Annotated in this window: 25 protein-coding genes and 1 riboswitch; of the genes, 14 read left to right on the forward strand and 11 right to left on the reverse strand. The window is 71.8% G+C overall.

The genetic code is table 11. The annotated features are described in order from the left end of the window. The 4 genes from ACZ6I3_RS23930 to ACZ6I3_RS23945 all read right to left on the reverse strand — a co-directional run. On the reverse strand, nucleotides 1–397 hold a 397-nt coding region (locus ACZ6I3_RS23930), incomplete at its 3' end, for a hypothetical protein (RefSeq protein ID WP_469417198.1). Next, nucleotides 394–2844 (reverse strand): aminodeoxychorismate synthase component I, encoded by a 2451-nt coding sequence (gene pabB / locus ACZ6I3_RS23935; RefSeq protein ID WP_469417200.1) that lies wholly within the window; start codon nucleotides 2842–2844, stop codon nucleotides 394–396. The genes pabB and ACZ6I3_RS23930, both read right to left, overlap by 4 nt. Nucleotides 2845–2874: 30 nt before the next feature. Next, a complete protein-coding gene (locus tag ACZ6I3_RS23940; protein WP_469417202.1) occupies nucleotides 2875–3453 on the reverse strand; it encodes an antibiotic biosynthesis monooxygenase in 579 nt (192 codons plus the stop codon). Between the two features lie 145 nt (nucleotides 3454–3598). Then, nucleotides 3599–4468: a DMT family protein gene (locus ACZ6I3_RS23945; RefSeq protein WP_469417304.1), complete on the reverse strand. Its 870-nt coding sequence runs from the start codon at nucleotides 4466–4468 to the stop codon at nucleotides 3599–3601. A 163-nt stretch (nucleotides 4469–4631) separates the two neighbouring features. Here ACZ6I3_RS23945 and ACZ6I3_RS23950 point away from each other — a divergent pair, with 163 nt between their 5' ends. The 5 genes from ACZ6I3_RS23950 to ACZ6I3_RS23970 all read left to right on the forward strand — a co-directional run bounded on the left by ACZ6I3_RS23950 (nucleotide 4632) and on the right by ACZ6I3_RS23970 (nucleotide 9716). Next, nucleotides 4632–5000 carry a hypothetical protein gene (locus ACZ6I3_RS23950; RefSeq protein WP_469417204.1) on the forward strand — a complete coding sequence of 123 codons (369 nt, stop codon included), beginning with the start codon at nucleotides 4632–4634 and terminating at the stop codon, nucleotides 4998–5000. Nucleotides 5001–5014: 14 nt separating this feature from the next. After that, a complete protein-coding gene (locus tag ACZ6I3_RS23955) occupies nucleotides 5015–6196 on the forward strand; it encodes a glutathionylspermidine synthase family protein (protein ID WP_469417205.1) in 1182 nt (393 codons plus the stop codon). Between the two features lie 75 nt (nucleotides 6197–6271). Further along, nucleotides 6272–6381: riboswitch (ZMP/ZTP riboswitch) on the forward strand. Beyond that, nucleotides 6363–7859, forward strand: a complete 1497-nt coding sequence (locus ACZ6I3_RS23960) for a glycine hydroxymethyltransferase (RefSeq protein WP_469417206.1) — start codon at nucleotides 6363–6365, stop codon at nucleotides 7857–7859. Its footprint overlaps the riboswitch before it by 19 nt. A gap of 123 nt (nucleotides 7860–7982) precedes the next feature. After that, complete coding sequence (gene trpS, locus ACZ6I3_RS23965) at nucleotides 7983–8996, forward strand: tryptophan--tRNA ligase (RefSeq protein WP_469417207.1); 1014 nt, start codon at nucleotides 7983–7985, stop codon at nucleotides 8994–8996. Nucleotides 8997–9137: 141 nt separating this feature from the next. Further along, the gene (locus tag ACZ6I3_RS23970; RefSeq protein WP_469417208.1) at nucleotides 9138–9716 is read left to right on the forward strand and encodes a 2'-5' RNA ligase family protein; all 579 of its coding nucleotides are present in this window, start codon (nucleotides 9138–9140) and stop codon (nucleotides 9714–9716) included. Nucleotides 9717–9740: 24 nt separating this feature from the next. Here the strand turns inward: ACZ6I3_RS23970 and ACZ6I3_RS23975 are convergent, their stop codons facing one another. Both ACZ6I3_RS23975 and ACZ6I3_RS23980 read right to left on the reverse strand, forming a co-directional pair. Further along, nucleotides 9741–10496, reverse strand: coding sequence for a decaprenylphospho-beta-D-erythro-pentofuranosid-2-ulose 2-reductase (locus tag ACZ6I3_RS23975; protein WP_469417209.1), 756 nt, complete (start codon nucleotides 10494–10496; stop codon nucleotides 9741–9743). A 19-nt stretch (nucleotides 10497–10515) separates the two neighbouring features. Further along, on the reverse strand, nucleotides 10516–11898 hold the full coding sequence (locus ACZ6I3_RS23980) for an FAD-binding oxidoreductase (protein WP_469417210.1): 1383 nt from the start codon (nucleotides 11896–11898) through the stop codon (nucleotides 10516–10518). A 133-nt stretch (nucleotides 11899–12031) separates the two neighbouring features. Between ACZ6I3_RS23980 and ACZ6I3_RS23985 the strand changes: the two genes are divergently transcribed. From ACZ6I3_RS23985 to ACZ6I3_RS24000, 4 genes are read left to right on the forward strand one after another with little or no spacing between them, the layout of a single operon-like run. Then, nucleotides 12032–12553 carry a phosphatase PAP2 family protein gene (locus ACZ6I3_RS23985; protein WP_469417211.1) on the forward strand — a complete coding sequence of 174 codons (522 nt, stop codon included), beginning with the start codon at nucleotides 12032–12034 and terminating at the stop codon, nucleotides 12551–12553. Nucleotides 12554–12563: 10 nt separating this feature from the next. Continuing rightward, complete coding sequence (locus ACZ6I3_RS23990) at nucleotides 12564–13508, forward strand: decaprenyl-phosphate phosphoribosyltransferase (RefSeq protein WP_469417306.1); 945 nt, start codon at nucleotides 12564–12566, stop codon at nucleotides 13506–13508. Continuing rightward, nucleotides 13505–13960, forward strand: coding sequence for a GtrA family protein (locus tag ACZ6I3_RS23995; RefSeq protein WP_469417212.1), 456 nt, complete (start codon nucleotides 13505–13507; stop codon nucleotides 13958–13960). The genes ACZ6I3_RS23990 and ACZ6I3_RS23995 overlap by 4 nt, the downstream gene beginning before the upstream one ends. Next, nucleotides 13948–14877, forward strand: a complete 930-nt coding sequence (locus tag ACZ6I3_RS24000; RefSeq protein ID WP_469417214.1) for a YihY/virulence factor BrkB family protein — start codon at nucleotides 13948–13950, stop codon at nucleotides 14875–14877. The genes ACZ6I3_RS23995 and ACZ6I3_RS24000 overlap by 13 nt, the downstream gene beginning before the upstream one ends. A gap of 363 nt (nucleotides 14878–15240) precedes the next feature. Here ACZ6I3_RS24000 and ACZ6I3_RS24005 read toward each other — a convergent pair whose 3' ends face one another. Further along, on the reverse strand, nucleotides 15241–16554 hold the full coding sequence (locus ACZ6I3_RS24005) for a D-alanyl-D-alanine carboxypeptidase family protein (RefSeq protein WP_469417215.1): 1314 nt from the start codon (nucleotides 16552–16554) through the stop codon (nucleotides 15241–15243). Nucleotides 16555–16645: 91 nt separating this feature from the next. Here ACZ6I3_RS24005 and ACZ6I3_RS24010 point away from each other — a divergent pair, with 91 nt between their 5' ends. The 3 genes from ACZ6I3_RS24010 (at nucleotide 16646) to ACZ6I3_RS24020 (ending at nucleotide 20380) form a co-directional block, all read left to right on the forward strand. Beyond that, nucleotides 16646–16885 carry an SCO4848 family membrane protein gene (locus ACZ6I3_RS24010; protein WP_469417217.1) on the forward strand — a complete coding sequence of 80 codons (240 nt, stop codon included), beginning with the start codon at nucleotides 16646–16648 and terminating at the stop codon, nucleotides 16883–16885. 23 nt (nucleotides 16886–16908) lie between these two features. Next, on the forward strand, nucleotides 16909–18666 hold the full coding sequence (locus tag ACZ6I3_RS24015) for a metallophosphoesterase (RefSeq protein WP_469417218.1): 1758 nt from the start codon (nucleotides 16909–16911) through the stop codon (nucleotides 18664–18666). A 157-nt stretch (nucleotides 18667–18823) separates the two neighbouring features. Next, complete coding sequence (locus ACZ6I3_RS24020) at nucleotides 18824–20380, forward strand: ABC transporter substrate-binding protein (protein WP_469417220.1); 1557 nt, start codon at nucleotides 18824–18826, stop codon at nucleotides 20378–20380. Nucleotides 20381–20395: 15 nt separating this feature from the next. Here the strand turns inward: ACZ6I3_RS24020 and ACZ6I3_RS24025 are convergent, their stop codons facing one another. Genes ACZ6I3_RS24025 through ACZ6I3_RS24035 form a run of 3 tightly spaced genes read right to left on the reverse strand, consistent with a single transcriptional unit; the run spans nucleotide 20396 to nucleotide 22071 of the window. After that, nucleotides 20396–21139: a TetR/AcrR family transcriptional regulator gene (locus ACZ6I3_RS24025; RefSeq protein ID WP_469417221.1), complete on the reverse strand. Its 744-nt coding sequence runs from the start codon at nucleotides 21137–21139 to the stop codon at nucleotides 20396–20398. A gap of 32 nt (nucleotides 21140–21171) precedes the next feature. After that, on the reverse strand, nucleotides 21172–21651 hold the full coding sequence (locus ACZ6I3_RS24030) for a thiol-disulfide oxidoreductase DCC family protein (RefSeq protein ID WP_469417223.1): 480 nt from the start codon (nucleotides 21649–21651) through the stop codon (nucleotides 21172–21174). Nucleotides 21652–21663: 12 nt separating this feature from the next. Next, nucleotides 21664–22071, reverse strand: coding sequence for a hypothetical protein (locus tag ACZ6I3_RS24035; RefSeq protein ID WP_184591204.1), 408 nt, complete (start codon nucleotides 22069–22071; stop codon nucleotides 21664–21666). Nucleotides 22072–22189: 118 nt separating this feature from the next. On the opposite strand from ACZ6I3_RS24035, the gene ACZ6I3_RS24040 reads away from it, so the two are divergent. After that, a complete protein-coding gene (locus ACZ6I3_RS24040) occupies nucleotides 22190–22582 on the forward strand; it encodes a hypothetical protein (RefSeq protein WP_469417224.1) in 393 nt (130 codons plus the stop codon). After that, nucleotides 22582–25053: a DUF4132 domain-containing protein gene (locus ACZ6I3_RS24045; protein WP_469417226.1), complete on the forward strand. Its 2472-nt coding sequence runs from the start codon at nucleotides 22582–22584 to the stop codon at nucleotides 25051–25053. Before ACZ6I3_RS24040 ends, ACZ6I3_RS24045 begins: the two co-directional genes overlap by 1 nt. Nucleotide 25054: 1 nt before the next feature. Here the strand turns inward: ACZ6I3_RS24045 and ACZ6I3_RS24050 are convergent, their stop codons facing one another. After that, nucleotides 25055–25675 (reverse strand): Uma2 family endonuclease, encoded by a 621-nt coding sequence (locus ACZ6I3_RS24050; RefSeq protein WP_469417227.1) that lies wholly within the window; start codon nucleotides 25673–25675, stop codon nucleotides 25055–25057. Nucleotides 25676–25765 lie beyond the last annotated feature (90 nt).

A 25765-nucleotide genomic window follows, 5' to 3' on the forward strand; every position in this document is an offset into this window, starting at 1 on the left:
CGGTTTGGGGCCGGGTCGTCTCGGCGTTGGGCCTGGTCATGTCGGCCTGAGGCCTGGTGGTCTTGGTTTGGGGCGTGGTGATCTCGGTTTGGGGCCGGGTGGCTTCGGTTTGGGGCCGGGTCGTCTCGGCGTTGGGCCTGGTCATGTCGGCCTGAGGCCTGGTGGTCTTGGTTTGGGGCGTGGTGATCTCGGTTTGGGGCCCGGTGGCTTCGGTTTGGGGCCGGGTCGTCTCGGCGTTGGGCCGGGACATGCCGGCCTGGGGCCTGGTGATCTCGGTCCGGGGCCCGGTGGCTTCGGTTTGGGGCCGGTTCGGCTCGGCCTGCGGCCTGGGCATGGCGGCCCGGAGCCCGGGCGTCTCGGCCTTCGCACCGGTCATCTCGACCTGTGGACTGGTCATCGCAGGGCCTCCCCGGCCGCCCCGGCTCTGTCCCCGGGCGGGGCCTGCCGCCGTATTCGGTCGGCCGTGTGCTGGTGCAGGGCCCGCATCGGGGCCGCGGTCTTCAGCAGCATCTCGTCGTACTCCGCCTCCGGATCGGAGCCGAGCACGATCGCGCCGCCCGCGCCCAGATGCAGCTGGCCGTCGGCGAACACGGCGGTACGGATGACGATGCTGAGATCCGCGCCGCCGCCGCACCCGAAGTAGCCGAGTGCGCCGGAGTACACGCCCCGGGCCTCGGTCTCCAGCGAGTCGATGATCTCCAGCGTGCGCAGCTTCGGCGCGCCGGTCATCGACCCGCCCGGGAAGCAGGCCCGGACGCAGTCCACCGCGTCCGTGCCCGGCCGCAGCCGTCCCACCACGGTCGAGACGAGCTGATGCACCGTGGCGTACGTCTCCGTGGCCATCAGCTTGGAGACCCGCACCGACCCCGTCCGGCAGACCTGCCCCAGGTCGTTGCGGAGCAGATCGACGATCATCAGATTCTCGGCCCGGGTCTTGTCGTCCGACGCGAGCGCGTCCCGCAGCCGGGCGTCCTCCTCCGGTCCGTCGCCCCGGGGCGCGGTCCCCTTGATGGGCCTGGCCTCCGCGGTACCGTCCCGGCCGATCTTCAGGAACCGCTCGGGCGAGGAGCCGGCCACCTCCAGCTCCCCGAACCTCAGGAACGCCGCGTACGGGGCCGGGTTGTCGCGGCGCAGCGTCCGGTAGAAGTCGAGCGCGTCGGGCGGAGCGGGTAAACGGGCGGCGTTCGTGAGGCACACCTCGTAGCTGGTGCCGGCCCGCAACTCCCGCTGGCACGCCTCGATGTCCGCGAGATAGGTCGCCCGGTCGCGTACGAGCCACGGCTCGGCGGCGCCGGGGTCGGCCGGGGCCGCAGACACGGGCAGGGGCGCCCGCTCCGTCGCCACGCAGCTGAGGTCCGCCAGCGCGCCCTCCAGCCAGTCCGCGGCCTCCCGGGCCGCCTGCGGGGTGTCCTCCGCCAGGCATACGGCGTAGGTGAAGCCCTCCTCGTGGTCCACCGCGATCACCCGGTCGGCGAACAGCCAGGCGGCGTCCGGGGCGGGGGAGCGGTGCCGGTTGGGCGAGCCGCAGTCGGCCTTCACCTCGTAGCCGAGGTAGCCGACGTAGCCCCCGGTGAAGTCGAACGGCAGCCCGGTCGCGTCCACCCGGCGATTCGTCAACTGCCGCTTCAGATAGTCGAAGACACTCGCCGCGACCTTCCGCACCGGCCGCCCGGCCCGCTCGATCTCACAGCGCCCGGTGGTGACGTCGTACCGCACGAACTCCGCGAGCGGCCCGCTGTCGTCCCCCAGGAACGAGAACCGCGACCGCCCGGGCTCGACCAGCGAACTGTCCAGCCAGAACGACCGGGGCGACCCGGCGAACATCCGGCTGAAGGCCGCCTCGGTGTCGACAGCACCGGTGACCCGGCGGGTGTGCAGCCGGTACCCCACTCGTCCGGGGCGCCGGGGGCGGGGAATGGCGACGGTGGGCGCCGCCGCGGGTGGCAGGGGGACGTCGGCGCCCGCGGTGGCCCCACCGTCTCCGGCCGCTCCGGCCCCGTCAGCGCGGGACATCGCCGAGACGGGGAAGACAGCGGCAGGCCGAGGCCCCGCGGCCCGCGTCGGGCCCGCCTCGCGCCCGCCCTCGGAAGCGGCCGCGGCCGGACTGCTCACCGCAGCCCTGGCGTCGGCGACGGTTGCCGCCGTGGCCCTCCGAGCCCCCGTCGGTCGCCGGACGCCCGCGTCGCACTCCGGTACCAATGCCCGGCGTCGGGCCGGTGCCTCGGGGGACGGGACCGCCGTGTTCTTCGTGCGCAGCTTGCCGGCGCGCTCGGCGGTCAGGTTACGGAAGTTCACGAGCATGCGGTGGCCGTACTCCGTGAGGACGGACTCCGGGTGGAACTGCACGCCCCACAGCGGCCGGCTGCGGTGCCGCAGTCCCATCAGGACGCCGTCCTCCGCCCAGGCCGTCGCCTCGAGCGCCGCAGGCAACGGCTCGCGCACGGCCAGCGAGTGATAGCGGACGGCGGTGAAATGCTGCGGCAGGCCCTGGAACAGATCCCGTGCGTCGTGCCGGACCGCGGAGAGGTGCCCGTGCCGCGGCTCCGGAGCCGGCCCCACCACACCCCGCTCCCCGAGCGCGATGCCCTGATGACCGAGACACACGCCGAGCACGGGAACCGGGGAGGTCGCGAGCAGCCTGGTCCCGATGCCGAAGTCTCGCGCGTCGCCCGGGTGCCCGGGGCCCGGGGACACCACCAGATTGTCGAACTCCCGGAGATCCGGAATCCCGTCGACGGGCGCGTCGTTACGCACCACCACCGGCTCCTCGCCATTGACCTCGGCGATCAGCTGGAACAGGTTGTACGTGTACGAGTCGTAATTGTCGATGAGCAGGGTCTTCACCCGCCCACCTCCCTCTGTTCGTTCGCGGACCTAAGTGGCCCGGCGTTTGTGCCGCCCACGAAGCGCCTGGAGCGACGGGTACAGCCATTTCCTGAAGAAACGCTGAAGGCGCGGCATGAGAATCCAGGTGACAAGGGCGGTCACACACAGACATAACAACAGCGTGCGTATCAGTGCGTTGAGATCACCGAGATAGGGAAGAATCGTCAGATTGAACAGGAGCACCGGCGGGAAAACCGCGCTCATATTCACGAACCACAGTTTCCATTTCTTCGGCGGCGCCGGCGGCGCGGGCGTCAGAGTCTGCGCTTCGAACCAGGCCCGGGCACCCGGCACCCTCCGGCGCTCCGCCTCCCGGGCGACCCCCTCCAGCCGGGCGTCCCACTGTGTCCGGGAAAGCGATTGCTCCCAGGCCAGGGCCGACCCCTCGCTGGCGAAGCGATAGACGACATGCCACTCCGCCCCTCCGTCGACAAGTACCCCACCCCCCAGAAACCCCGGCTGCCGCGCGGTCGCGCCCAGCATGGCCCACCCCCATGAGTGGAAGTCGGCCGCACGGCCCGGCGACACGCGATAGGCCACGGTGACCGTGACGGGATTACTGGTCACGCCGTCCCATACGGAAAGCGGTTCCCGCGCGTTCAAGTTTCAACAAACAATTTTCCGGCCGCCCGGAAGTTGCCCGGAAGCCGTCCGGAAGCCGCCCGGAACGTGAAGCCTCACGGCACGCGCACCCCCTGCGGGAAAGACCAGCTCACTTCGGTGCGACCGCGTCCTCCCCGGCTTCCCCGGCCGCCCCGCCCCCGGACTCCACCGGCGCCTCCCCGAACCGCGACAGCGCCAGCGCCCCGGCCACCGCCACCGCGAAACCGAGCACCGCCAGCCAGCCCAGCCCCTCCCGGGTACGGTCCCCGAGCCACACCACGCCGATCAGCGCGGGCGCGACCGTCTCCCCGAGCACCAGACCGGCGGTCGCCGTGGTCACCGAGCCGCGCTGCAGGGCCGAGGTCAGCAGCAGGAACGCGGCCCCGCCCCCGAGCACCAGCGCGTAGGCCGCCGGATTCGTGAAGAGCTCCCCGGGCGACAGCCCGTCGATGAGCCGGACCGCCACCTCCACCACCCCGAACCCGCAGCCGGCCCCCAGGCCGAGCGCGAGCGCCCGCCCCCGCTCCGGCAGCCGCCCGCCCACCGCCCCGAGCAGCAGCACCCCGCCCGCCGCCCCGAGCATCGCCCACCTCAGCCAGGCCGGCCCGGACTCGTCGCCCTCCGCCCCGGCCGCGAGGCCCAGCAGCGCGAGCCCGGCGCACACCACCCCCACCGCCCCCCACTCCATACGGCTCAGCCGCACCTTGAGCAGCCGCGCCGCGACCACGGCCGTCACCGCGAGGCTCGCGGCCAGCGCCGCCCCCACCGCGTAGATCGGCACCGACCGCAGCGCCACGATCTGCAGCAGGAAACCGAGCCCGTCCAGCGCGAGCCCCACCAGATACCGCCACTGCCGCAGCGCCCGCCACAGCAACGCCACGTCCCCGCCCGGGCCGGTCGCCGCAGCAGTCCGCGCGGCCATCGCCTGCAACACCGTCGCCGTACCGAAGCAGACGGCCGCACCAAGGGCGCACACCATTCCAAAGATCACAAAACGACAGTAGGGGAGGGGGCGCGGGCAGGGGGGCATGCGCGCCCGCTCTCACCCCTCTCTAGGCTGACCGCTCGGCGGTACACGGCGCGATACCCGAAGCGGTACCCGACGCCGTGCACGACACGAAGAACACGGGGGAGAGACGAGCATGGCCGAAACACGACGGCGTCTGCGCTCCAGCACGGTGGTGCTGGGCGGCATGGGTGTCCTCGCGGCGACCCTGTCCGCCTGCGGCTCCGACCCGGACCGCCGCTGCGTGGACCGGGACAGCTACGACTACATCAACGGCTACAAGATCGTCGCCGACAAGAACTGCAACGCGTCCTCCTCGTCCGGCTCCTCCTACGGCAAGGGCAAGGGCGGTAAGAAGACCGGCAAGACCACGACCTCGGACGCCGACTGGTACTACGACGCCGACGTCAGCGGCGGCTACGCCGACCACGGCACCTTCAGCCGCAGCGAGGCCGTCGACCGGGGCGGCTTCGGCTGCTCGGGCTCCGGCAGCGGCGGCGGCTGAACGGGCCCGGGCAGATGGAACGCCGCACCATGGAGCCCCGCCCGGGCTGGCAGCAGACCGTCGAGGAACAGGGCCTGATCTACCCCCTCACCCGCTACCCCGACGACTCCCTGCGCCCCTACTGGGACGAGAGCGCGTACTACGTCTTCACCCTGCCGGAGATCGAGGCCCTGGAGGAGGTCGTCGAGGAACTCCACCGCATGTGCCTGGAGGCGGCCCGCCACATCGTCGCCGAGGACCGTTTCGCCGACCTCGGCATCACCGACCCCCGCGTCGCCCACGCGGTCGCCGAGTCCTGGCACCGCCGCGCCGAACTCCCCTCCATCTACGGCCGTTTCGACCTCCGCTACGACGGAACCGGCCCGGCCAAGCTCCTGGAGTACAACGCCGACACCCCCACCTCACTGGTGGAGGCCGCGTCACCCCAGTGGTTCTGGATGGAGGAGCGCTTCCCCGGCGCCGACCAGTGGAACTCCCTCCACGAACGCCTGATCGACGCCTGGAAGAAGCAGGCCGCCCTCCTCCCGCCGGGCAGCCCCCTGTACTTCGCGTACTCCTCCGCCGACGAACTCGGCGAGGACATGATGACCGTCGCCTACCTCAAGGAGACGGCCGAGCAGGCGGGCCTGGAGACCGACTGGATCTCCATGGAGGAGATCGGCTGGGACCGCCTCTCCGGCCGCTTCGTCGACCAGCGCCTCCGCTTCATCCGCAGCGCCTTCAAGCTCTACCCCTGGGAGTGGCTCACCACCGACCGCTTCGCCGGCCACGTCCTGGACACCCTCGACAACGGCGGCGGCACCGGCTCCACCCTGTGGATCGAACCGGCCTGGAAGATGCTCCTCAGCAACAAGGCCCTGCTCGCCATCCTCTGGGAGCTCTACCCCGGCCACCCCAACCTCCTCCCGGCCCACCTGGACGGCCCCCGCGACCTGCCCGCCCAGGGCTGGGTCGCCAAGCCCCTCCTCGGCCGAGAGGGCGCCGGCGTCACGATCCACGACCCGGGCACCGCCCCCGTCGTCCGGGACGAACCCTGCGTCTACCAGCAGCTCGCCCCCCTGCCCGACTTCGACGGCAACCGGGTGGTCCTCGGCGCCTGGGTGGTCGAGAACGAGTCGGCGGGCCTGGGCATCAGAGAGTCGTCCGGCTTGATCACGGACGAGTACGCAAGGTTCCTGCCCCACGTGATCCTTTAGGACCTGCTTTTCAGGGGCGCGGGGAACTGCGCGACCAGCCACAACGAAACCCGCACAGGTGGTCCGGTAGGCTGATCGCCGGGCCGTGACTGGCGCGCTGGGATGGGACTGACCATCGGGAAGCGGCCCCCGGACCTGGTTGAACCCAGGGGACCGGAACTGTGCCGTGCGCCTGGGCCGTACCGTGAACGCCGAACGCAACGTCCGGAGGTCCCCCATGCCCGAGCAACTCTCCCCCGCTTCCACCGCCTACCGCGCCGCGCTGGACGTCATCCGCACCGTGGAACCCCGCGTAGCGGACGCCATCGGCCAGGAGGTCGCCGACCAGCGCGAGATGCTCAAGCTGATCGCCTCCGAGAACTACGCCTCCCCGGCCACGCTCCTGACCATGGGCAACTGGTTCAGCGACAAGTACGCCGAGGGCACCATCGGCCGCCGTTTCTACGCCGGCTGCCGCAACGTCGACACCGTCGAGTCGCTGGCCGCCGAGCACGCCAGGGAGCTCTTCGGCGCCCGCCACGCCTACGTCCAGCCGCACTCCGGCATCGACGCCAACCTCGTCGCCTTCTGGGCCGTCCTCGGCGCCCGCGTGGAGGTGCCGTTCCTGGAGAAGACCGGCGTCCGCCAGATCAACGACCTCACGGACGCCGACTGGGCCGAGCTGCGCCAGGCCTTCGGCAACCAGCGCATGCTGGGCATGTCCCTGGACGCCGGCGGCCACCTCACCCACGGCTTCCGCCCGAACATCTCCGGCAAGATGTTCGACCAGCGCTCCTACGGCACCGACCCGGCCACCGGCCTGATCGACTACGAGGCCCTGCGCGCCCAGGCCCGCGAGTTCAAGCCGCTGATCATCGTCGCGGGCTACTCGGCCTACCCCCGCCTGGTGAACTTCCGGATCATGCGCGAGATCGCCGACGAGGTCGGCGCCACGCTGATGGTCGACATGGCGCACTTCGCCGGCCTGGTCGCGGGCAAGGTCCTGACCGGCGACTTCGACCCGGTCCCGCACGCCCAGATCGTGACGACGACCACCCACAAGTCGCTGCGCGGCCCCCGCGGCGGCATGGTCCTGTGCGACGACTCCCTGAAGGACCAGGTCGACCGCGGCTGCCCGATGGTCCTCGGCGGCCCGCTCCCGCACGTCATGGCCGCCAAGGCCGTCGCCCTCGCCGAGGCCCGCCAGGAGTCCTTCCGCGACTACGCCCAGCGCATCGTCGACAACTCCCGCGCCCTCGCCGAGGGCCTGATGCGCCGCGGCGCCACGCTGGTCACGGGCGGCACGGACAACCACCTCAACCTGATCGACGTCGCCTCCTCCTACGGCCTCACCGGCCGCCAGGCCGAGGCCGCCCTGCTCGACTCGGGCATCGTCACCAACCGCAACGCGATCCCCGCCGACCCGAACGGCGCCTGGTACACCTCCGGCATCCGCATCGGCACCCCGGCCCTGACCACCCGCGGCCTGGGCACGGCGGAGATGGACGAGGTCGCCGGCCTGATCGACCGCGTCCTCACCAGCACGGAAGCGGGCACGACCAAGTCGGGCGCCCCCTCCAAGGCCCAGCACATCCTCGACGCGAAGGTGGCGGACGAGATCTCCCAGAGGGCGACGGACCTGGTCGCGGGCTTCCCGCTCTACCCGGAGATCGACCTCGGCTGAAGGTCTTAAGGGGCGCGGGGCCGCATCCATATGCGGCTCCGCCGCGGGGCGCGACCAGCCACAACCGGTCCGCGGTTCCCCACCCGCCGAAACCACCCACACCCCTCTGAGACAATAAGAAACATGGCCTCTGACCGACCCCGCGTGCTCTCCGGCATCCAGCCCACCGCCGGCTCGTTCCACCTCGGCAACTACCTCGGCGCCGTCCGCCAGTGGGTGGCCCTCCAGGAGACCCACGACGCGTTCTACATGGTCGTCGACCTGCACGCGATCACCATCCCGCAGGACCCGAAGGACCTGCGCGCGAACACGCGCCTGGCCGCCGCCCAGCTCCTCGCCGCCGGTCTCGACCCCGACCGCTGCACGCTCTTCGTCCAGAGCCACGTCCCCGAGCACGCCCAGCTCGCCTGGATCATGAACTGCCTCACCGGCTTCGGCGAGGCCGGCCGGATGACCCAGTTCAAGGACAAGTCCGCCAAGCAGGGCGCCGAGCGCGCCTCCGTCGGCCTGTTCACGTACCCGATCCTCCAGGTCGCGGACATCCTGCTCTACCAGGCGAACGAGGTCCCGGTCGGCGAGGACCAGCGCCAGCACATCGAGCTCACCCGCGACCTCGCCACGCGCTTCAACGGCCGCTTCGGCGAGACCTTCACGCTCCCCAAGCCGTACATCCTCAAGGAGACGGCGAAGATCTACGACCTCCAGGACCCGTCGATCAAGATGAGCAAGTCGGCGTCCACGCCGAAGGGCCTCATCAACCTCCTCGACGAGCCGAAGGCCACCGCGAAGAAGGTCAAGAGCGCGGTCACGGACACCGACACCGTCATCCGCTTCGACGCGGCGGAGAAGCCCGGCATCAGCAACCTCCTCGGCATCTACTCGACCCTCACCGGCGAGACCGTCGCCGAGCTGGAGGCGAAGTACGAGGGCAAGGGCTACGGCGCGCTCAAGACGGACCTCGCGGAGGTCATGGTCGATTTCGTGACGCCGTTCCGGGAGCGCACCCAGCAGTACCTGGACGACCCCGAGACGCTCGACTCGATCCTCGCCAAGGGCGCCGAGAAGGCACGCGCGGTCGCCGCGGAGACCCTTTCCCAGGCGTACGACAGGGTCGGTTTCCTGCCCGCCAAGCACTGAACCCGCCCCCGCGCACAGCCGTACCACCCGACAGCGCTGTACATCACTCCGGTTGCGCCTGCCCGTAACCCGGTCGTGGCCGTACAGTCGATAACCGGGTGGTCGTATCAGCGACCCGCCAACTGAACGACAGGAGACGACGTGGGGACCGTAACGATCGGTGTCTCGATCGCGGTCCCGGAGCCTCACGGCAGCGAGCTCCAGCAGCTGCGCGCGGGCTTCGGCGACGCCTCGGCTCACGGCATCCCCACCCACGTCACCCTGCTGCCGCCGACGGAGATCGACGAGGACGCCCTGCCGACCGTCGAGGCGCATCTGACGGAGGTCGCCGCGGCAGGCAGGCCGTTCCCCATGCGGCTGTCCGGCACGGGCACGTTCCGGCCCGTCTCGCCGGTCGTGTTCGTCCAGGTCGCCTCGGGAGCGGAGTCCTGCACGGGGCTCCAGGAACAGGTCCGCGACCCCGTCGGGCCGGTCCCGCGCGAACTGCAGTTCCCGTACCACCCGCACGTCACGGTGGCGCACGGCATCGACGACGCGGCGATGGACCGCGCCTTCGAGGACCTCGCCGGCTACGAGGCCGAGTGGCCCTGCACCGGCTTCGCCCTCTACGAACAGGGCTCCGACGGCGTCTGGCGCAAGCTCCGCGACTTCCCCTTCGGCGGCGCGGTCGTACCGACCCAGGCGGGCCCCGCGGAACGCGGCTCGGTCCCCACGCGCTGAAACGGAATCAGATCGGCGGCCGCGTCAGATCGGCAGCCGCCGGAACACCCCGCGCGGCAGGTGGCGCAGTGCCGCCATCACCACGCGCAGGGCGCCCGGTACCCACACCGTCTCCGAGCGGCGGCGCAGACCCAGTTCCACGGCTGTGGCGACGGCCTCGGGCGTGGTCGCCAGGGGCGTCTCGGACAGACCTGCGGTCATCCGCGTACGGACGAAGCCGGGGCGTACGACCATGACGTGCACGCCCGTGCCGTGCAGCGCGTCGCCCAGGCCCTGCGCGAAGGCGTCGAGGCCGGCCTTGCTGGAGCCGTAGATGAAGTTCGCGCGGCGGGCCCGCTCGCCCGCGACGGAGGACATGACGACCAGGGAGCCGTGCCCCTGGGCCTGGAGCGCGCGGGCGCACACCAGGCTCGCCGAGACCGCGCCGGTGTAGTTGGTCTGCGCGACCCGCACCGCCGCCTCCGGCTCCCGCTCGTCACGCGCCTGGTCGCCTAGGAGGCCGAAGGCGAGCAGCACCATGTCGATGTCGCCCTCGGCGAAGACCTTGCCGAGCACGGCCTCGTGGGAGCCGGGGTCGAGCGCGTCGAAGGCGATGGTGTGCACATCGGCCCCGAGCCCGCGCAGCCGCCCGGCGGCCTCCTCCAGGGCGGCCGAGGGGCGGCCCGCGAGCCAGACCGTGCGGGTGCGGCGGGCGATCAGCCGGCGGGCGGTCGCCAGCGCGATCTCCGACGTACCGCCGAGGACGAGCAGGGACTGGGGGAGACCGAAGGCGTCCTTCATGACAGCTCCTTGAGGTTGCCTAGAGGTGGAGGCGGCGGGCCAGGTCGGACACGAACACCCCGTGCGGGTCCAGTTCGGCGCGCAGCGCGCGGAAGTCGTCCAGGCGTGGGTACATGGCCGCGAGCAGCTCCGGACGCAGCCGGGCGTCCTTGGCGAGGTAGACGCGCCCGCCCGCGTCGGCGACCTCCTCGTCGAGTTCGTCGAGGAACGCCCCGAGGCCGGGCAGCCCCGCCGGGATGTCCAGCGCCAGCGTCCAGCCCGGCACGGGGAACGACAGCCAGCCCGGGTCGGACTCCCCGAACCGCTTGAGGACGGCCAGGAAGGACGGGCAGCGGCGCTCCGAGATACGGCGGACGACGCGGCGCAGCGCGTCCTCCCGGCCGTGGCCGACGACGAACTGGTACTGCACGAAGCCGCCCCGGCCGTAGACCCGGTTCCAGTGCGGCACACCGTCCAGGGGGTGGAAGAAGGCGGAGATCCGCTGGAGCCGGCCGACCCGCGCGCGAGGGGCCTTGCGGTACCAGAACTCGTTGAAGAGGCCCACGGTCGTCCGGCTGAGCAGGCCCTCGGGGACGACGGCCGGGGCGGCCGGGAGGCGGGCGGTGCGGAAGGCCAGCGGGTCCGTGCGCAGCCGGGCGGGCAGCGCGTCCAGGGGCGCGTGGTCGCCGCGGGTGAGGACCGCCCGGCCGGTGGCGGCGCCCCGGGCCAGCAGGTCGATCCAGGCGACCGAGTAGCGGTAGCGGTGGTCGGTGGCCGTCAGCCGGGCCATCAGGTCGTCGAGGTCGGCGGCCCGTTCGGTGTCGACCGACATCAGCGAGGTCTCGACCGGCTGGAGGCGGATCGTCGCGGTGAGGATCACGCCGGTCAGCCCCATGCCGCCCGCGGTGGCGTCGAACAGGGGCGTGCCCGGGACCACCGTACGGATCTGGCCGTCGGCGGTGAGCAGTTCGAAGGACAGCACGTGCCGCGCGAACGAGCCCGAGACATGGTGGTTCTTGCCGTGGATGTCGGCGCCGATCGCCCCGCCGACGGTGACGTAGCGCGTGCCGGGGGTGACCGGCACGAACCAGCCGAGCGGCAGCAGCACCCGCATCAGCCGGTGCAGGGAGACGCCCGCGTCGCACAGCACCGTGCCGCCGGCGGCGTCGATCGCGTGGACGCGGTCCAGGCCCGTCATGTCGAGCACGGCACCGCCCGCGTTCTGCGCCGCGTCCCCGTACGCCCGCCCCAGGCCCCGGGGGATCCCGCCGCGCGCCCCGCACTCCCGGACGGCCGTCGCGGCCTCCTCGTACGTCCTCGGGCGGATCAGCCAGCCCGCGGTGGGAGCGGTGCGGCCCCAGCCGGTGACGGTGGTGTGGTCCGGGCCCATGACGTCCGGGTCGGAATCGGTGTCGGCAGACATGTCCGTGACCGTATCGCCCTCTTGTGAGCGATTAGTTAGCGAACATGGCATCCCTCCCCGAAATGGGTGATTAATGGGATGTCGCTCAATATTGCCGGAGTTCGGGCCGCGCGGGCGTGAACAGTGAATCCACATGGACGACCTCGACGACCCGCACGACATGGACCACCGGATCGTTTCGGCGCTCAGGGCGTGCGGCACCGACCCACGCGTGGCAGCCGCCGCGCGTGCCCTGTCCTGGGCCGGGGAGCACGCGGCGCTGTGGCTGGCGGCGGGGCTCGCCGGAGCCGCCGTGGACGGCGGGCGGCGCGGTGCCTGGCTGCGCGGCACGGCGCTGACCGCCGGGGCGCATCTCGTCAGCATGGGCGTGAAACAAGTCGTGCGCCGACCCCGCCCCGCGCATGTCGAGCCCCTGGTACGCACCGCCGGCCGGCACTCCTTCCCCAGCTCGCACGCTGCCTCCGCCACGGCCGCCGCCGTCGCCTTCGGCGCCCTGGGAGCGCGCGCGGTCCCGCCGCTGGCCGCCGCCGTGTGCGTCTCACGGCTGGTGGCCGGCGTCCACTACCCCTCGGACGTCGCGGCCGGCGCCGCCCTCGGCGCGCTCACCGCCCGGCTGGGCGCCCGCTGGGTGAAGGGAGGCGCCCGACATGACTGAGGCGCCCGCCATGACCGAGACGGCCGTACTGCGGCAGCGCGCCGGCGAGGAGCGGCCCGCGCCACCCCGCAGGGGCGGTCTCCTGGCCGGTCTCCTCAGGACCGCGCGCCCCCGGCAGTGGATCAAGAACATCCTCGTGGTCGCCGCCCCGGCCGCCGCCGGCGAGCTCTTCTCCCGGCACGCGGTCGTGCAACTCGCCCTGGTCTTCGTCCTCTTCACCGCCTGCGCCGCCGCCGTCTACCTCGTCAACGACGCCCGCGACGCCGAGGCCGACCGCGCCCACCCCACCAAGCGGCACCGCCCGGTCGCCGCCGGGCAGGTCCCGGTGCCGGTCGCCTACGCCGTCGGCGGCGTCCTCGCCGTCCTCGCGCCCGCCGCCGCGGCCCGGCTCTGCTCCCCGGCCGTCGCCGCCCTGCTGGCCGCCTACCTCGGCATGCAACTGGCCTACTGCATCAGCCTCAAGCACGTCCTCGTCGTCGACCTCGCCGTCGTCACGACCGGCTTCCTGATGCGGGCGATGATCGGCGGACTCGCCCTCGGCATCCCGCTGTCACGCTGGTTCCTGATCACCACCGGCTTCGGCGCGCTGTTCATGGTGTCGGCCAAGCGCTACTCCGAAGCCGTGCAGATGGCCGGAAGAGCGGGCGCCACGCGCGCGTTGCTCACCGAGTACACCAGCGACTACCTCCGCTTCGTCTGGCAGCTCGCGGCCGGGGCCGCCGTCCTCGGCTACTGCCTGTGGGCCATGGAGGAGGGCGGCGTCCCGCACACCAGCGTGCTGCCCTGGCGGCAGCTGTCCATGGTCGCCTTCATCCTCGCCGTCCTCAGATACGCCGTCTTCGCCGACCGCGGCACGGCCGGCGAACCCGAGGACGTCGTCCTGCGCGACCGGGCGCTCGCCCTCATCGGCCTGGTGTGGATGGCGATGTACGGCCTGGCGGTGGCCAATTGGTGACCACGCGCGCGTGGCGAAGCCGGCCGGCCCTCCCCTCACGCCGGGAACTGACCGGCTTCGCCACCGCCGGTCTCCTCGCCTACGCCGTCGACCTGGCCCTGTTCACCTGCCTGCGCGGCCCCGCCGGACTCGACCCGCTCACCGCCAAGGCCCTGTCCTTCGTGGCGGCCTGCTCGGTGGCCTACGCGGGCAACGCCCTCGGCACCTACGGATCCGAGCGGGTCCGGGGCTGGCGGCCGTACGCCGTCTTCTGCGCGGTGAACCTCGCCGGGGCCGCCGTCCAACTGCTCTGCCTCACCGTCAGCCACTACGGCCTCGGGCTCACCTCCCAGCGTGCGGACACGGTCTCCGGCGCTGTCGTCGGCATGGCCCTGGCCACGATTCTGCGGTTCTGGGGTACCCGTACATGGGTGTTCCGGGCGGAGGGCAGAAGCGGATCATGGACTGGCTGAAAAAGCTCCCGATGGTCGGGCCGTGGGTGGAGCGGCTGATGATCACCCACGCGTGGCGGTCGTACGAGCGGCTGGACCGCGTGGCGTGGACGCGGCTGGCCGCCGCGATGACCTTCACCAGCTTCGTCGCGCTGTTCCCGCTGCTGACGGTCTCCGCGGCGATCGCCGCCGCCACGCTCGGCAAGGACCAGCAGGACAAGCTGCAGGACAAGATCGCCGAGCAGGTGCCCGGCATCTCCGACCAGCTGGACATCTCGGGCCTGGTCGACAACGCCGGCGCCATCGGCCTCATCGCGGGCGCGCTGCTGCTCTTCACCGGCATCAGCTGGGCCGGCTCCATGCGCGAGTGTCTGCGCGCGGTGTGGGAGCTGCCCGAGGAGGAGGAGAACCCGGTCCTGCGCTACGCCAAGGACGCGGGTGTCCTGATCGGCCTCGGCGGCGCGATCCTCGTCACCCTCGCCGCCTCCGCCGTCGCCTCCGCGATGGTCGGCTGGATCATCCGGCAGCTGGGCATCGACGAGGGCGGCTGGGGCGGGGTCCTGCTCCGGATCGCCGCGTTCCTCGTCGCCGTCCTCGCGGACTTCCTGCTCCTCCTCTACGTCCTGACACTCCTGCCCGGAGTGGAGCCCACGCGCCACCGCCTGGTCGTCGCCGCGCTGACCGGCGCGGTCGGCTTCGAACTCCTGAAACTGCTCCTCAGCGGCTACCTCCAGGGCGTCGCCGCGAAGAGCATGTACGGCGCGTTCGGCGTCCCCGTGGCCCTGCTGCTGTGGATCAACTTCACCTCGAAGCTCGTCCTGTTCTGCGCGGCCTGGACGGCGACGCAGAGCAAGGAGGACGAACTCCCGGACACCGGCCACCGCGCCCCGGACGGGTCGGGCGGCACGTCGGATCCGGCGGTGGCGAGCGGCGGGTGACCTGGAGGGCGCCGGGGGTGCCGCGGTGGTGCTGGTCCCTGGGTGCCAGCCGGCGCCCTCCGGCGGTGGCTGGGCAGGGGCTGGCTGCCGGGTGTGAGTTGTCGTCGTTGGGGCGGGTCGGGTGGCGTGTTGGGCCCGGCCGTTGGCGGTTGACCGGATGGTGCCGCCTGCGAGCGGTGCCGGCGCCCCCCGGCGATGGCTGAGCAGGGGGGGGCTGGCCCCCGGGCGTGAGTTGTCGTTGTTCGGGCGGGTCGGGTGGCGAGTCGGTCCGGCGGTGGTGGGTGGCGGTTGACCGGATGGTGCCGCCCGCGAGTGGTGCCGGCGCCCCCTGGCGATGACCGGGCAGGGGCTGGCTGCCGGGTGTCAGCTGTCGTCGCCCGAACGGGCCCGGCGGCGTACCAGGTCCGGCAGGGGCCAGCGGCGGTTGATCAGGAAGGCGCCGGCCGCGAGGAGCACCAGCACGCCGGCGGTGATGCCGAGCGCGGTCCCGATGCCGCTGGAGCCGTCCGCGGCGGAGGCGCCGGCCACCGGCTCCGAGCCGGTTCCGGCCTTGCCGCCGTCGCCCGAGCCACCGGCCTCGCCGGAGGGGTTCGCGCCGGGCCGGTCATTGCCCTGCGCGGCGCTCTTCGGCGGCACCAGCTCACCGACCGGCTGCACCTTCCCGGCCGCCTTGAACCCCCAGTCGAACAGCCGGGCGGTCTCCTTGTAGACCTCGTTGTGCTCGGGCTTCTCCGGGTTCATCACCGTCACCAGCAGCACCTTGCCGTTCCGCTCGGCGACCCCGGTGAAGGTGGCACCCGCGTTGGTGGTGTTGCCGTTCTTCACGCCCGCGATGCCCTGGTAGACGGGCACGTCCGAGTCACCGCTCAGCAGCCGGTTGGTGTTGCGGATCTCGAAGGACTTGCGGACGGACTTCCCCTTCTTGTCCTTCTTCGTCTCGCCGGGGAACTTCGCGCTGACCGTCGAGCTGTACTCCCGGAAGTCCTTCTTCTGCAGCCCCGAACGCGCGATCAGCGTCAGGTCGTACGCCGACGAGACCTGCCCCTCGGCGTCGTAGCCGTCCGGGCTGACGACATGCGTGTCGAGGGCCTGGAGCTCCTCGGCGTGCGCGTTCATCTCCTTGACGGTGTTCTCGACGCCCTTGTTCATCGCGGACAGCACATGCACCGCGTCGTTGCCGGACTGCAGGAAGACACCGAGCCACAGATCGTGGACGGTGTACGTCTCCTCCTCCTTTATCCCGACCATGCTGGACCCCGCCCCGATACCCGCCAGGTCGGAGGGCACGACCTTGTGCTCGGTCGTACTGGGGAACTTCGGCAGCAGTGTGTCCGCGAACAGCATCTTCAGCGTGCTCGCCGGGGCCAGCCGCCAGTGCGCGTTGTGCGCGGCGAGCACATCACCGGTCTCGGCGTCCGAGACGATCCAGGAGCGGGCGCTCAGGTCCTTCGGCAGCACCGGCACCCCGCTCGCCAGGTTCACCTGCGTCCCCGGCCGCCCGAGCCGGGCACCGCCCACGCCCGACATCTTCGCCGGGGGAGTGACCGACGGACTCGCCGACGGGCTGCCCGAGGGCTTCGGGGCCGCGACGGCGACGGGCGCGGCCAGGGCGAGGGACGACAGGACGGCGGCGGTGACCAGCAGGGATCCCCTGGTGGTCTTCTTCGGTGCGGGCACGGTCGGAAACGTACATGCCGTACGCAGGGAAGTCCCGCTTCCACCCCCACCCCGGGAACGGAACAGGACACGCTCTGGCGATACTGGACTCATGAAGCTCAGCCGCCCCGTCTCCTGGTTCCTGCTCGCCTTCGGGGTGTGGAGCTGGGTCATCTGGATCACTTTCGTCAAAAACCTTGTCAAGGACGGCAGCGGGCTCGCCTTCGACGACGGTCATCCCACGGCGTACTTCTGGGTGCACCTGGTGCTCGCCGTCGTGTCCTTCGTATTGGGGACGGTCGTCGGGGCCATCGGGTTGCGTGGTCTGCGCGCACTGCGCCGGACGTCATAACGGCAATCGGGAGACACAACACCGTGGCCATCGTCTTCGTACTCGTCGCACTGCTGGTCCTGGCCGTCATCGTGACGGCCAACTGGTACGTGTGGCGCCGCCTGTTCCGCGACACGACCCGCGGCCCGGGCCTCACCCGCCGCGCGGGCGCGGTCCTGATCGCCGGCGGCTGGATCCTGGCGATCGCGGCCCTGGTCGCCGAACGCTCCGGCGCCCCCTTCTGGCTCCAGCAGACCCTCGCCTGGCCGGGCTTCCTGTGGCTGGCCCTGTCGATATACCTGCTGCTGGCGGTCGTGGCGGGCGAGGTCGTACGCCCCCTGCTGCGGCGGTACCTGGAACGCCGGGACAGGGCGAGGGCCGAGGCCGGGACGGGGCCGACGGCGTCGACCGCGGACCAGTCACACACCACGACGCCCCAGGACACCGACGAGGGCCCGCACACCCCGGCCGCACCGGGCGGAGCGACTGATGCCGGGACGGCGCCCGCCCCGAAGGCGGGCGTCGGCGCCGCGGCGCCGGGTGTGGCGGCGGCAGCCGCAGCACAGGCCGGCCTCCGCGGCGGAGCGACCGCCTCCGCGCCGGCTGCCGGCCCGCGGGCGGGCGCGGGTGCCGGAGTGCCGAGCGGACTGGCTGATGCCGGAACGGCGGCCGATGCGCAGACCGACGTCGGCGCCGGACCCGGTGCGGCACCGGCTGCCGCAGCACCGGCCGGCCTCCGCGGCGGAGCGGCTGACGCCGGGACGGCGGTCGACCCGCAGGCCGGCGTCGCCGCCGCGCCCGGTGCGGCACCGGCTTCCCCGGCGGCACCCGCCGCACAGGCCCACCCCCGCGCCGGAGGGACCGCCTCCGCCACCCAGCCCCACCCCGCGACGGCCCCCACCCCCGACGACGCCCCAGAACCCACCCCGCAGCTACTGGGCCCCACCCCCACCACCGACCACCCCGCCCCCACCGGCCCCTCCCGCCGCCTCTTCGTCTCGCGGGTCGTCGCCGGGGCCGCCGCGGCCGCCGCCGTCGGGACGGTCGGGTACGGCACGTACGGCGTGCTGCGGGGGCCGAAGGTCAGACGGGTCACCGTCCCCCTGGCCAAGCTGCCGCGCGCGGCGCACGGCTTCCGGATCGCGGTGGTCAGCGACGTCCACCTCGGCCCGGTCCTGGGCCGCGGCTTCGCGCAGACGGTCGTCGACACGATCAACGCGACCCAGCCCGACCTGATCGCGGTCGTCGGCGACCTGGTCGACGGCAGCGTCAAGGACCTCGGCCCCGCCGCGGCCCCCCTGGCCCGGCTGAGGGCCCGTCACGGTTCCTACTTCGTCACGGGCAACCACGAGTACTTCTCCGGCGCCGAACAGTGGGTCGAGGAGGTCCGGAGCCTCGGCATCAACCCCCTGGAGAACGCCCGCCGGGAACTCCCGTACTTCGACCTGGCCGGAGTCAACGACATCGCCGGCGAGGAGGAGGGCCAGGGCCCCGACTTCGCCCGGGCACTCGGCGACCGGGACACCGCACGCGCGTGCGTGCTGCTCGCCCACCAGCCCGTCCAGATCCACGACGCCGTCGAACACGGCGTCGACCTCCAGCTCTCCGGCCACACCCACGGCGGCCAGCTCTGGCCCGGCAACCTCATCGCCTCCGCCGCGAACCCGACCCTCGCGGGCCTGGAGCGCTACGGCGACACCCAGCTCTACGTCTCGCGCGGCGCGGGCGCCTGGGGCCCGCCCACCAGGGTCGGCGCACCCTCGGACATCACGCTGATCGAGCTGGCGTCGAAGCAGGCCTGATCCGGACCGATCCGCCCATCGGTAAGTTCTTTCCCAAGTCGGCGGATCTCCCTTCCCGGGGGTCAAAAGCCTGTGATTGTGTGAGGCCGCCACGAAGGGGTGTGGCATACGCACAAGGGCCTCAACGGGCCCAAAGGGCCTGGGGAGGACAAGGCCGATGCGATCGATTCGCATGCGGATACTCGCGGGGCTGCTCGTACTGGCCGCCGTGGGCGTGGGCGCCTGGCAGTTCCTGCCGTCGAGGAGCGACGGCAGGACCATCACGGTGGGCACGACGGACGCCGTCACCTCGCTCGACCCGGCCGGTGCCTACGACGCCGGCTCCTGGGCGCTGTTCAGCAACGTCTTCCAGTCGCTGCTCACCTTCACGCCGGGCGGCACCGCCCCCGTACCGGACGCGGCGAAGAGCTGCGCGTTCACCGGCGGCGACCTGACGACGTACCGCTGCGACCTGCGCTCCGGCCTGACTTTCCCGAGCGGCCGGACGATGACCGCCGAGGACGTGAAGTACTCCTTCGACCGGATCCTGCGGATCAAGTCGCCCGTCGGCCCGGCGCCCCTGCTCGACACCCTGCGCTCCGTGGACGCCGACCGGCTGACCGTCACCTTCCACCTGTCCTCGCCCGACGCGACGTTCCCGTTCAAGGTGGCCACCGGCGCCGGCTCCATCGTCGACCACACCGCGTACCCGGCCGCCGGACTGCGCACCGACAACGGTGTCGACGGCACCGGCCCGTACACCCTCACCTCCTACACGAAGAACGCCGAGGCGGTCCTCACGCCCGACACCGGCTACCAGGGCGCCGTCAAGGGCGGCGCGGACCGCTCCGTCGAACTGCGCTATTACGACACCCCCGACGCCCTCGACACCGCGTGGAAGGACCGTCAGGTCGAGGTCGCGACCCGCCAGTTGCCGCCCCAGGTCCTCGCAAGCCTCAACCCGAGCGACCCCGCGCAGCGCGTCTTCGAGGCGGACGGTTCCGAGACCCGCAACCTGTACTTCAACACCCGCGCGGGCAAGCCCCTGCACAAAGCCGAGGTGCGCCGGGCCATGGCGTGGCTGATCGACCGCGAACGGCTGGCCGCCACCGTCTACGACGGCACCGTGGACCCCCTGTACTCCCTCATCCCGGCGGGCATCACCGGCCACACCGCCTCGTTCTTCGACGACTATCCCGAGCAGGACGCGAAGAAGGCCCGGCAGTTGCTCACCAAAGCCGGCGTCACCCTGCCCGTCCGCATCACCTACGGCTACGCCAAGGGCCGCGGCGCCGGTGCCCAGGAGGGCGCCGAGATCAAGAAGGAGCTGGAGGCGAGCGGCCTGTTCAAGGTCACCCTCCAGGGCTACGAGTGGACCGCCTTCCAGAAGCGGTGGGCGGACGGCAAGCTCGACGCGTACGCCGTCGGCTGGGTCGCCGACTTCCCCGACCCGGACACCTTCGGCGCCGCGCTCGTCGGCACCGGCAGCGCCATGAACACCGGCTACAGCAGCAAGACCGTGGACCGCCTCATCAAGGACAGCCAGCGCTACGCCGACCGCGGCGAGGCCGACCGGGACTTCCGCGAGGTGCAGCAGACTGTCGCGCAGGACGTGCCGGTGCTGCCGCTGTGGCAGGCGAAGGAGTACGTCGTCACCACCGAGGACATCGGCGGCGGCCAGTACCTCACCGACGGCACGGGCGTCTTCCGCCTCTGGAGCCTCACCAGGCTCTGAGATGCCCTGCGCGGCCTAGGACTCGGTGCGCCGCGCCGCCGGGTCCGGGATCGCCCGGGTCATCCCCGGCAGGAAGTCCGTGAACAGCTCGTGCACCTCCCGCACCAGGGGCCGCAGCACACGGAAGCGGGCCAGGGCGACACCCCGCGAGGTGAGCCGGGCCCCGCGCTCGGCGAGCCGGTAGCTGCGCTCCCGCCCCTCCGTACGGTCGAAGATCCAGTACAGGACGAGCCCCATCTGGGACAGCCACATCAACTCGGGCAGGATGTCCCGCAGTTCCTCGGGCACCTTCGTCTTGGTCGCCCCGGCCAGCACCTCCCGGTGGACGCTGATGGCCTCCACGCGCGCGTGCTCCGACTCGGGGGAGAAGGGGCTGAGCGGGCTGTCCGGGTCGGCGGCGTTCTTGAAGAACTGCACCGCGAACTCGTGGTAGGGCGCGGCGATGTCCAGCCAGGTCCGCAGGACACCCGCGAGCCGGGTCTCCAGGTCGGTCTCCCGGTCCAGGATCTCCCGGACCGCCACCTGGTGCTCGGCGGCGATCCGGTCGTAGAAGCCCTGGATCAGGTGCTCCTTGCCCGCGAAGTAGTAGTACGCGTTGCCGACGGAGACCCCGGCCTCCTGGGCGATGGCCCGCATCGTCGTCTTGTCGTAGCCGCGCTCCTGGAACAGCCGCATGGCCGTCTCCAGGATCAGGGCGCGGGTCTGTTCGGACTTCGTGGGGGTGGCGCCGTCGTCGGGGCCGTCGTTCTTCGCGGACACGGGAAGAGAGCCTAACGTCAGCACCGGTGCGGCTACCGAGGGGCGCAGGTGCCGTCGGCGCAGCCCGGCGCGGTGTAGGTCCAGCCGGTGTCCGGCGCGTACGCCCACCCGTCCGCGCCCCGGTACACCCGGCCGCCCCACCCCGTCCCGCCCCACTGCGACCCGCGCCACTTCGCGGCGGCCAGCACCGCGCCCTTGGCCAGCAGGGCGCCGGACGGGGTGCTCAGCCGGTGGGCGAGCGGCCGGTGCTCGCGCAGCGCCCACAGGGTGACGACCCAGGCGGCGGGCCCCCGGTAGATCTGCCCGGCGTCGCCGACGACGGTGATCTCGTCGAGGGTGGCGCCGTGATCGAGTCCGGGAAACCGCCGCCGGGCCTCCTCGGAAGCGGCCGGGACCAGCTCCAGCGGCACCAGCTGCCGCTGCCGCAGGAGCCAGTCGCGCAGGAACGCGCACAGGGAGCACTCGGCGTCGTACAGAACGGTGAGCCGGCGGACCGGTGCGGTGGCGTTCATACCGGTCTCCGCTCAGGCCCGGGCCGACGGCGCCGCCCAGCCCTGCGGTGGCACGGGCGGCACCTGCTCCCGCTCCATCACACCCCGCCGCCGGATCCGGTTCAGCACATAGACGTTGGCCAGGTGCATCACGCCGAGCACCAGCAGCACCACACCGAGCTTGGTCGAAAGGGCCTCGAAGACACCGCGCGTGTCCGTGATGGTCTCGTCCCCGCTCAGATACAGCGCCACGAACCCGAGGTTGACCAGATAGAAGCCGACCACCAGCAGGTGGTTGACGGCATCGGCGAGCTTCTCGTTGCCGTGCAGCACATCGGCCAGGAACACCTTCCCGTTCCGGCTGAGCGTGCGAGCCACCCAGATGGTCAACGCGACGCTGACCAGCAGGTAGATGACGTAGGCGATGACCGTGCGGTCCATTGCCCCACCCTTCTTGAACACGTTCAAAACGCTGTCGAGGATGACTGTAGACCCTTTTTTGAACGTGTTCAACACGCGGTCGCGGTGATTGTCAGTGGTGCCTCGTACTGTCTGCGGCATGGCAATCGTGACGTTCGTCGACGAGACGACAGCGGGGGAGCGGCGGACGGCCTGGGGGCTGGAGATCGCCGAGGAGCGGCTGACCGCGCGGGAGTTGATCCGGCGCCGGGTGTTCCAGGAGGTCGCCGAGTACAACGCCCGCACGCCCGAGGTGTTCCAGGGGCTCGTCCAGCCCGAGGACACCGAGCGCGTACTGAACGGCTACGCGGTGCGCACACCCCGCCGCATCGACCCCGAGGCGCAGACGGCCCTGGCCCTGCGCGCCTTCGCCGGGAACGGCTTCCTGGTGCTGGTGGGGGACCGTCAGATCACGAACCCGGACGAGGAGATCGAGCTGCCGCTCGGCACCGAGGTCACGTTCCTGAAGCTCGTCCCCCTGGTCGGTGGCTGATGAGCGCCTTCCGCACACCCCGGTCGCACACGGACCGGCTGCGCAACAGGATCGCCGACGGCGACATCGGCCGGGTCGCCGACGAGGCACTGCGCATCATGGACTCCAGCCGTGGCGCCTGGGGCGGAGGCTGGGAGCAGGTGCTGGACCAGCTCCGGGACCTGCCGGCCGAGCGCCGCCGCGAGCTGCTGCACGCCCTGGCCGACCGCTTCCACCAGGCCGGTGACGACACGGAGGCCCGCTGCCGCCATCTCGCCCTGTGCGGCCTGGTCTCCGAAGGCCTCACCGACGACCCGCTGGCCGTCGAGCGGCACCGGGCCCTGGCCGACCTGGCCCGGCACCAGTCCTTCTGGTACGCGGTCCGCTTCGACGTGCTGGCCCGGGCCGAACTGGCCGTGGGCCGCCTGCTCCCCGCGCCCGTCGTGGCCGTGGTCCGCCGCGCGGCCCTGGACGCCTACCGCGCGGACGACCTCACGGAGCTGGCCGGGCAGCTCACCGACCCCGTCCTCAACGTCGGCGAGGAATGGGCCGACCAGGCCATGCGCGACGCCACGGCCCCCGAATGGCAGGCCCTCCTCGCCCACGCCCTCACGGCCACCGCCTCCAAGCCCACGGCCAGGTGGGACAAGGGCGCCCGCGCCCTGCTCGACACCCTCGGCACCGACCACGTCCGCGCACGGCTTCACTCCTGGCTCGCCCTCGTCGGACGCCCCCGCACCCTCCCGCTGGAGCGCCGCGCGTGGGAGCCGGACATCAACAACGCCTACGACCCGTACAACGCGACCGCCCTGCGCGGCCTGGCCTGGCTTCTCTCCCTCCTGCCGCCCCACCCCGACACGGCCCGGGCCCTCGGTGCCCTCGTCGAGACCTCACTGCGGAAGGCCGCGGGCATCGGACCCCGCAATCCCAAGGTCGCCAACGCGGGAGTCGTCGCGCTCGCCCGCATCGACAGCGAGGCCGCCCTCGCCGAACTCGCCCGGCTGGCCACCCGCGTGACGTACAAGAACACCGCCAAGCTCCTCGACACGGCCCTCGAGGCGCGGGCCGGCGCGCTCGGCCTCAGCCGCGAGGAGATCGAGGAACTGGCGGTCCCCGCCTACGACCTCACCGAGGTCGGCCGGGCGGAACACCGCTTCGGCGCGGCGACCGCGCTGCTGGAGATCCAGGGCACCCGGGCCGTGCTCGGCTGGCGCAACGCCGAGGGCAAGCCCGTCAAGAGCGTGCCCGCCGCCGTGAAGCGCGACCACGCCGACGACCTCAAGGAGCTGAAGACCGGGCTCAAGGACATCGACAAGATGCTCTCCGCGCAGAGCGAGCGCCTGGACCGTCAGTTCCTGGCCCGCCGCACCTGGTCGTACACCGCCTGGCGCGAGCGCTACCTCGACCACCCCCTGGTCGGCACCCTGGCCCGCCGCCTGCTGTGGACCGTCGACGGCACGACGGCCGGATTCGCGGACGGCGAGCTGCGCACCTTGGCCGACGAACCGCTCACGGAAGGCACACGGGTCGAACTCTGGCACCCGGCCGGCCATGAACCCGCCGAGATCGTCGCCTGGCGCGACTGGCTGGAACGGCACGGCATCACCCAGCCGTTCAAACAGGCCCACCGCGAGATCTACCTGCTCACGGACGCCGAGCGCGCCACCGGCACCTACTCCAACCGCTTCGCCGCCCACATCCTGCGCCAGCACCAGTTCCACTCCCTGGCCGCCGTCCGAGGCTGGCGCAACAAGCTCCGCCTCTGCGTCGACGACTCGGCCCCGCCGGCCACCCGCGAGCTGCCCCAGTGGGGCCTGCGTGCCGAGTACTGGATCGAGGGCGACGGCGAGGACTACGGCGTCGACACCACCGACTCCGGCAGCTATCTGCGCCTGCGCACCGACCAGGTCCGCTTCTATCCGATCGACGCCCCGCAGAATTCGGCACACTGCTCCGGCGGCGAGTACGGCATGTGGCTCCGCGACGGCCAGGACCCCGTCGACCCGCTCCCTCTGACGGACATCCCGCCCCTGGTCCTCTCCGAAGTCCTGCGCGACGTCGACCTGTTCGTCGGCGTGGCCAGCATCGGCAACGACCCGACCTGGCAGGACGGCGGCCCCGGCGGCCGCTTCCGGGAGTACTGGACGTCGTACGGCTTCGGCGAACTGAACCAGAGCGCCGAAACGCGGCGCGCGCTGCTGCGACGTCTGATACCCCGCCTGGCCATCGCCGACCGCTGCACCCTGGAGGCCCGCTTCCTGCACGTGAAGGGCGAACGCCACACCTACAAGATCCACCTCGGCTCGGGCAACATCCTCATGACCCCGAACGACCAGTACCTCTGCATCGTCCCGAAGTCCGACCCGGCCGCCCCGGGGACGGGCTACCTCCCCTTCGAGGGCGACCGCGTGCTGGCGGTCATCCTGAGCAAGGCGATGCTCCTGGCGGCGGACACGAAGATCACGGACCCCACGATCCTGAGCCAGTTGTGACTCAGTCGCTCGTCTTCGGCCGGCCGGCCTTGAGGATCTCCGCCACTTCGAGGGTCACCTTGGCGCCGATGGAGTCCGGGAGAGTGACGAGCTCGCCGGGGGCATGGGGGCGGTGGTTCTCGTAGGTGCTTCCGGCCGGGTCGGTCAGGACGTGGAGGCGCTGGTGCTTGCGGTCGACGACGACGTAGACGGGCACCTTGGCCTCGGCGTATGCGGCGACCTTGGTCTTGAGGTCGTCCTTCCAGTTGCCGGAGGTGACCTCCAGGACGAGGCGGAAGCAGGCCGGATCGTACGCGTTGTTCTCGACGAAGTGCTCGTCGATGTCGGCGTCCACCACCACGAGATCGGGGATGGCGTAGTCCTCGGTGCCTGTGGGAAGCCAGAGTCCAACGTTCTGGAGGACCTCGGTTTCGCCGTCGTCCAGACCTGCTGCGATGAACGGGCGCATGAGTTTGGTCAAGGCGCGGGCATGAGGAGCATCCGGGGACGGGGTCACGAGGAGATGGCCTCCGATGATCTCGACGCGGTAGCCCGGATGGCGCTCCATGATCTCGTCGGCGATGGTCGTGAGAGTGACCGGCTCTTCGTGGTCGAAGGGCTGCTCGACGGAAGCTGCGGACATCAGGTGCCTCCTGGGAACTGGTGTCGAGAGCATCATCGTAGGTCGGACCCGGCCCACACGTCCGTCCCGGAGGTCTTCACCCGAAGGTAT

This window comes from Streptomyces sp. NPDC041940 (genome assembly GCF_055589465.1).

Bases quoted from the DNA above. Each gene is read 5' to 3' on its own strand.
- trpS (WP_469417207.1), top strand. From the start codon at position 7,983: ATGGCCTCTGACCGACCCCGCGTGCTCTCCGGCATCCAGCCCACCGCC.
- ACZ6I3_RS24000 (WP_469417214.1), top strand. From the start codon at position 13,948: ATGGACTGGCTGAAAAAGCTCCCGATGGTCGGGCCGTGGGTGGAGCGG.
- ACZ6I3_RS24050 (WP_469417227.1), bottom strand. From the start codon at position 25,675: ATGTCCGCAGCTTCCGTCGAGCAGCCCTTCGACCACGAAGAGCCGGTC.
- ACZ6I3_RS23955 (WP_469417205.1), top strand. From the start codon at position 5,015: ATGGAACGCCGCACCATGGAGCCCCGCCCGGGCTGGCAGCAGACCGTC.
- ACZ6I3_RS23945 (WP_469417304.1), bottom strand. From the start codon at position 4,468: ATGGTGTGCGCCCTTGGTGCGGCCGTCTGCTTCGGTACGGCGACGGTG.
- ACZ6I3_RS23980 (WP_469417210.1), bottom strand. From the start codon at position 11,898: ATGTCTGCCGACACCGATTCCGACCCGGACGTCATGGGCCCGGACCAC.
- ACZ6I3_RS23985 (WP_469417211.1), top strand. From the start codon at position 12,032: ATGGACGACCTCGACGACCCGCACGACATGGACCACCGGATCGTTTCG.
- ACZ6I3_RS23990 (WP_469417306.1), top strand. From the start codon at position 12,564: ATGACCGAGACGGCCGTACTGCGGCAGCGCGCCGGCGAGGAGCGGCCC.
- ACZ6I3_RS24010 (WP_469417217.1), top strand. From the start codon at position 16,646: ATGAAGCTCAGCCGCCCCGTCTCCTGGTTCCTGCTCGCCTTCGGGGTG.
- ACZ6I3_RS24020 (WP_469417220.1), top strand. From the start codon at position 18,824: ATGCGATCGATTCGCATGCGGATACTCGCGGGGCTGCTCGTACTGGCC.
- ACZ6I3_RS24030 (WP_469417223.1), bottom strand. From the start codon at position 21,651: ATGAACGCCACCGCACCGGTCCGCCGGCTCACCGTTCTGTACGACGCC.
- ACZ6I3_RS23950 (WP_469417204.1), top strand. From the start codon at position 4,632: ATGGCCGAAACACGACGGCGTCTGCGCTCCAGCACGGTGGTGCTGGGC.
- ACZ6I3_RS24040 (WP_469417224.1), top strand. From the start codon at position 22,190: ATGGCAATCGTGACGTTCGTCGACGAGACGACAGCGGGGGAGCGGCGG.
- ACZ6I3_RS23975 (WP_469417209.1), bottom strand. From the start codon at position 10,496: ATGAAGGACGCCTTCGGTCTCCCCCAGTCCCTGCTCGTCCTCGGCGGT.
- ACZ6I3_RS24045 (WP_469417226.1), top strand. From the start codon at position 22,582: ATGAGCGCCTTCCGCACACCCCGGTCGCACACGGACCGGCTGCGCAAC.
- ACZ6I3_RS24035 (WP_184591204.1), bottom strand. From the start codon at position 22,071: ATGGACCGCACGGTCATCGCCTACGTCATCTACCTGCTGGTCAGCGTC.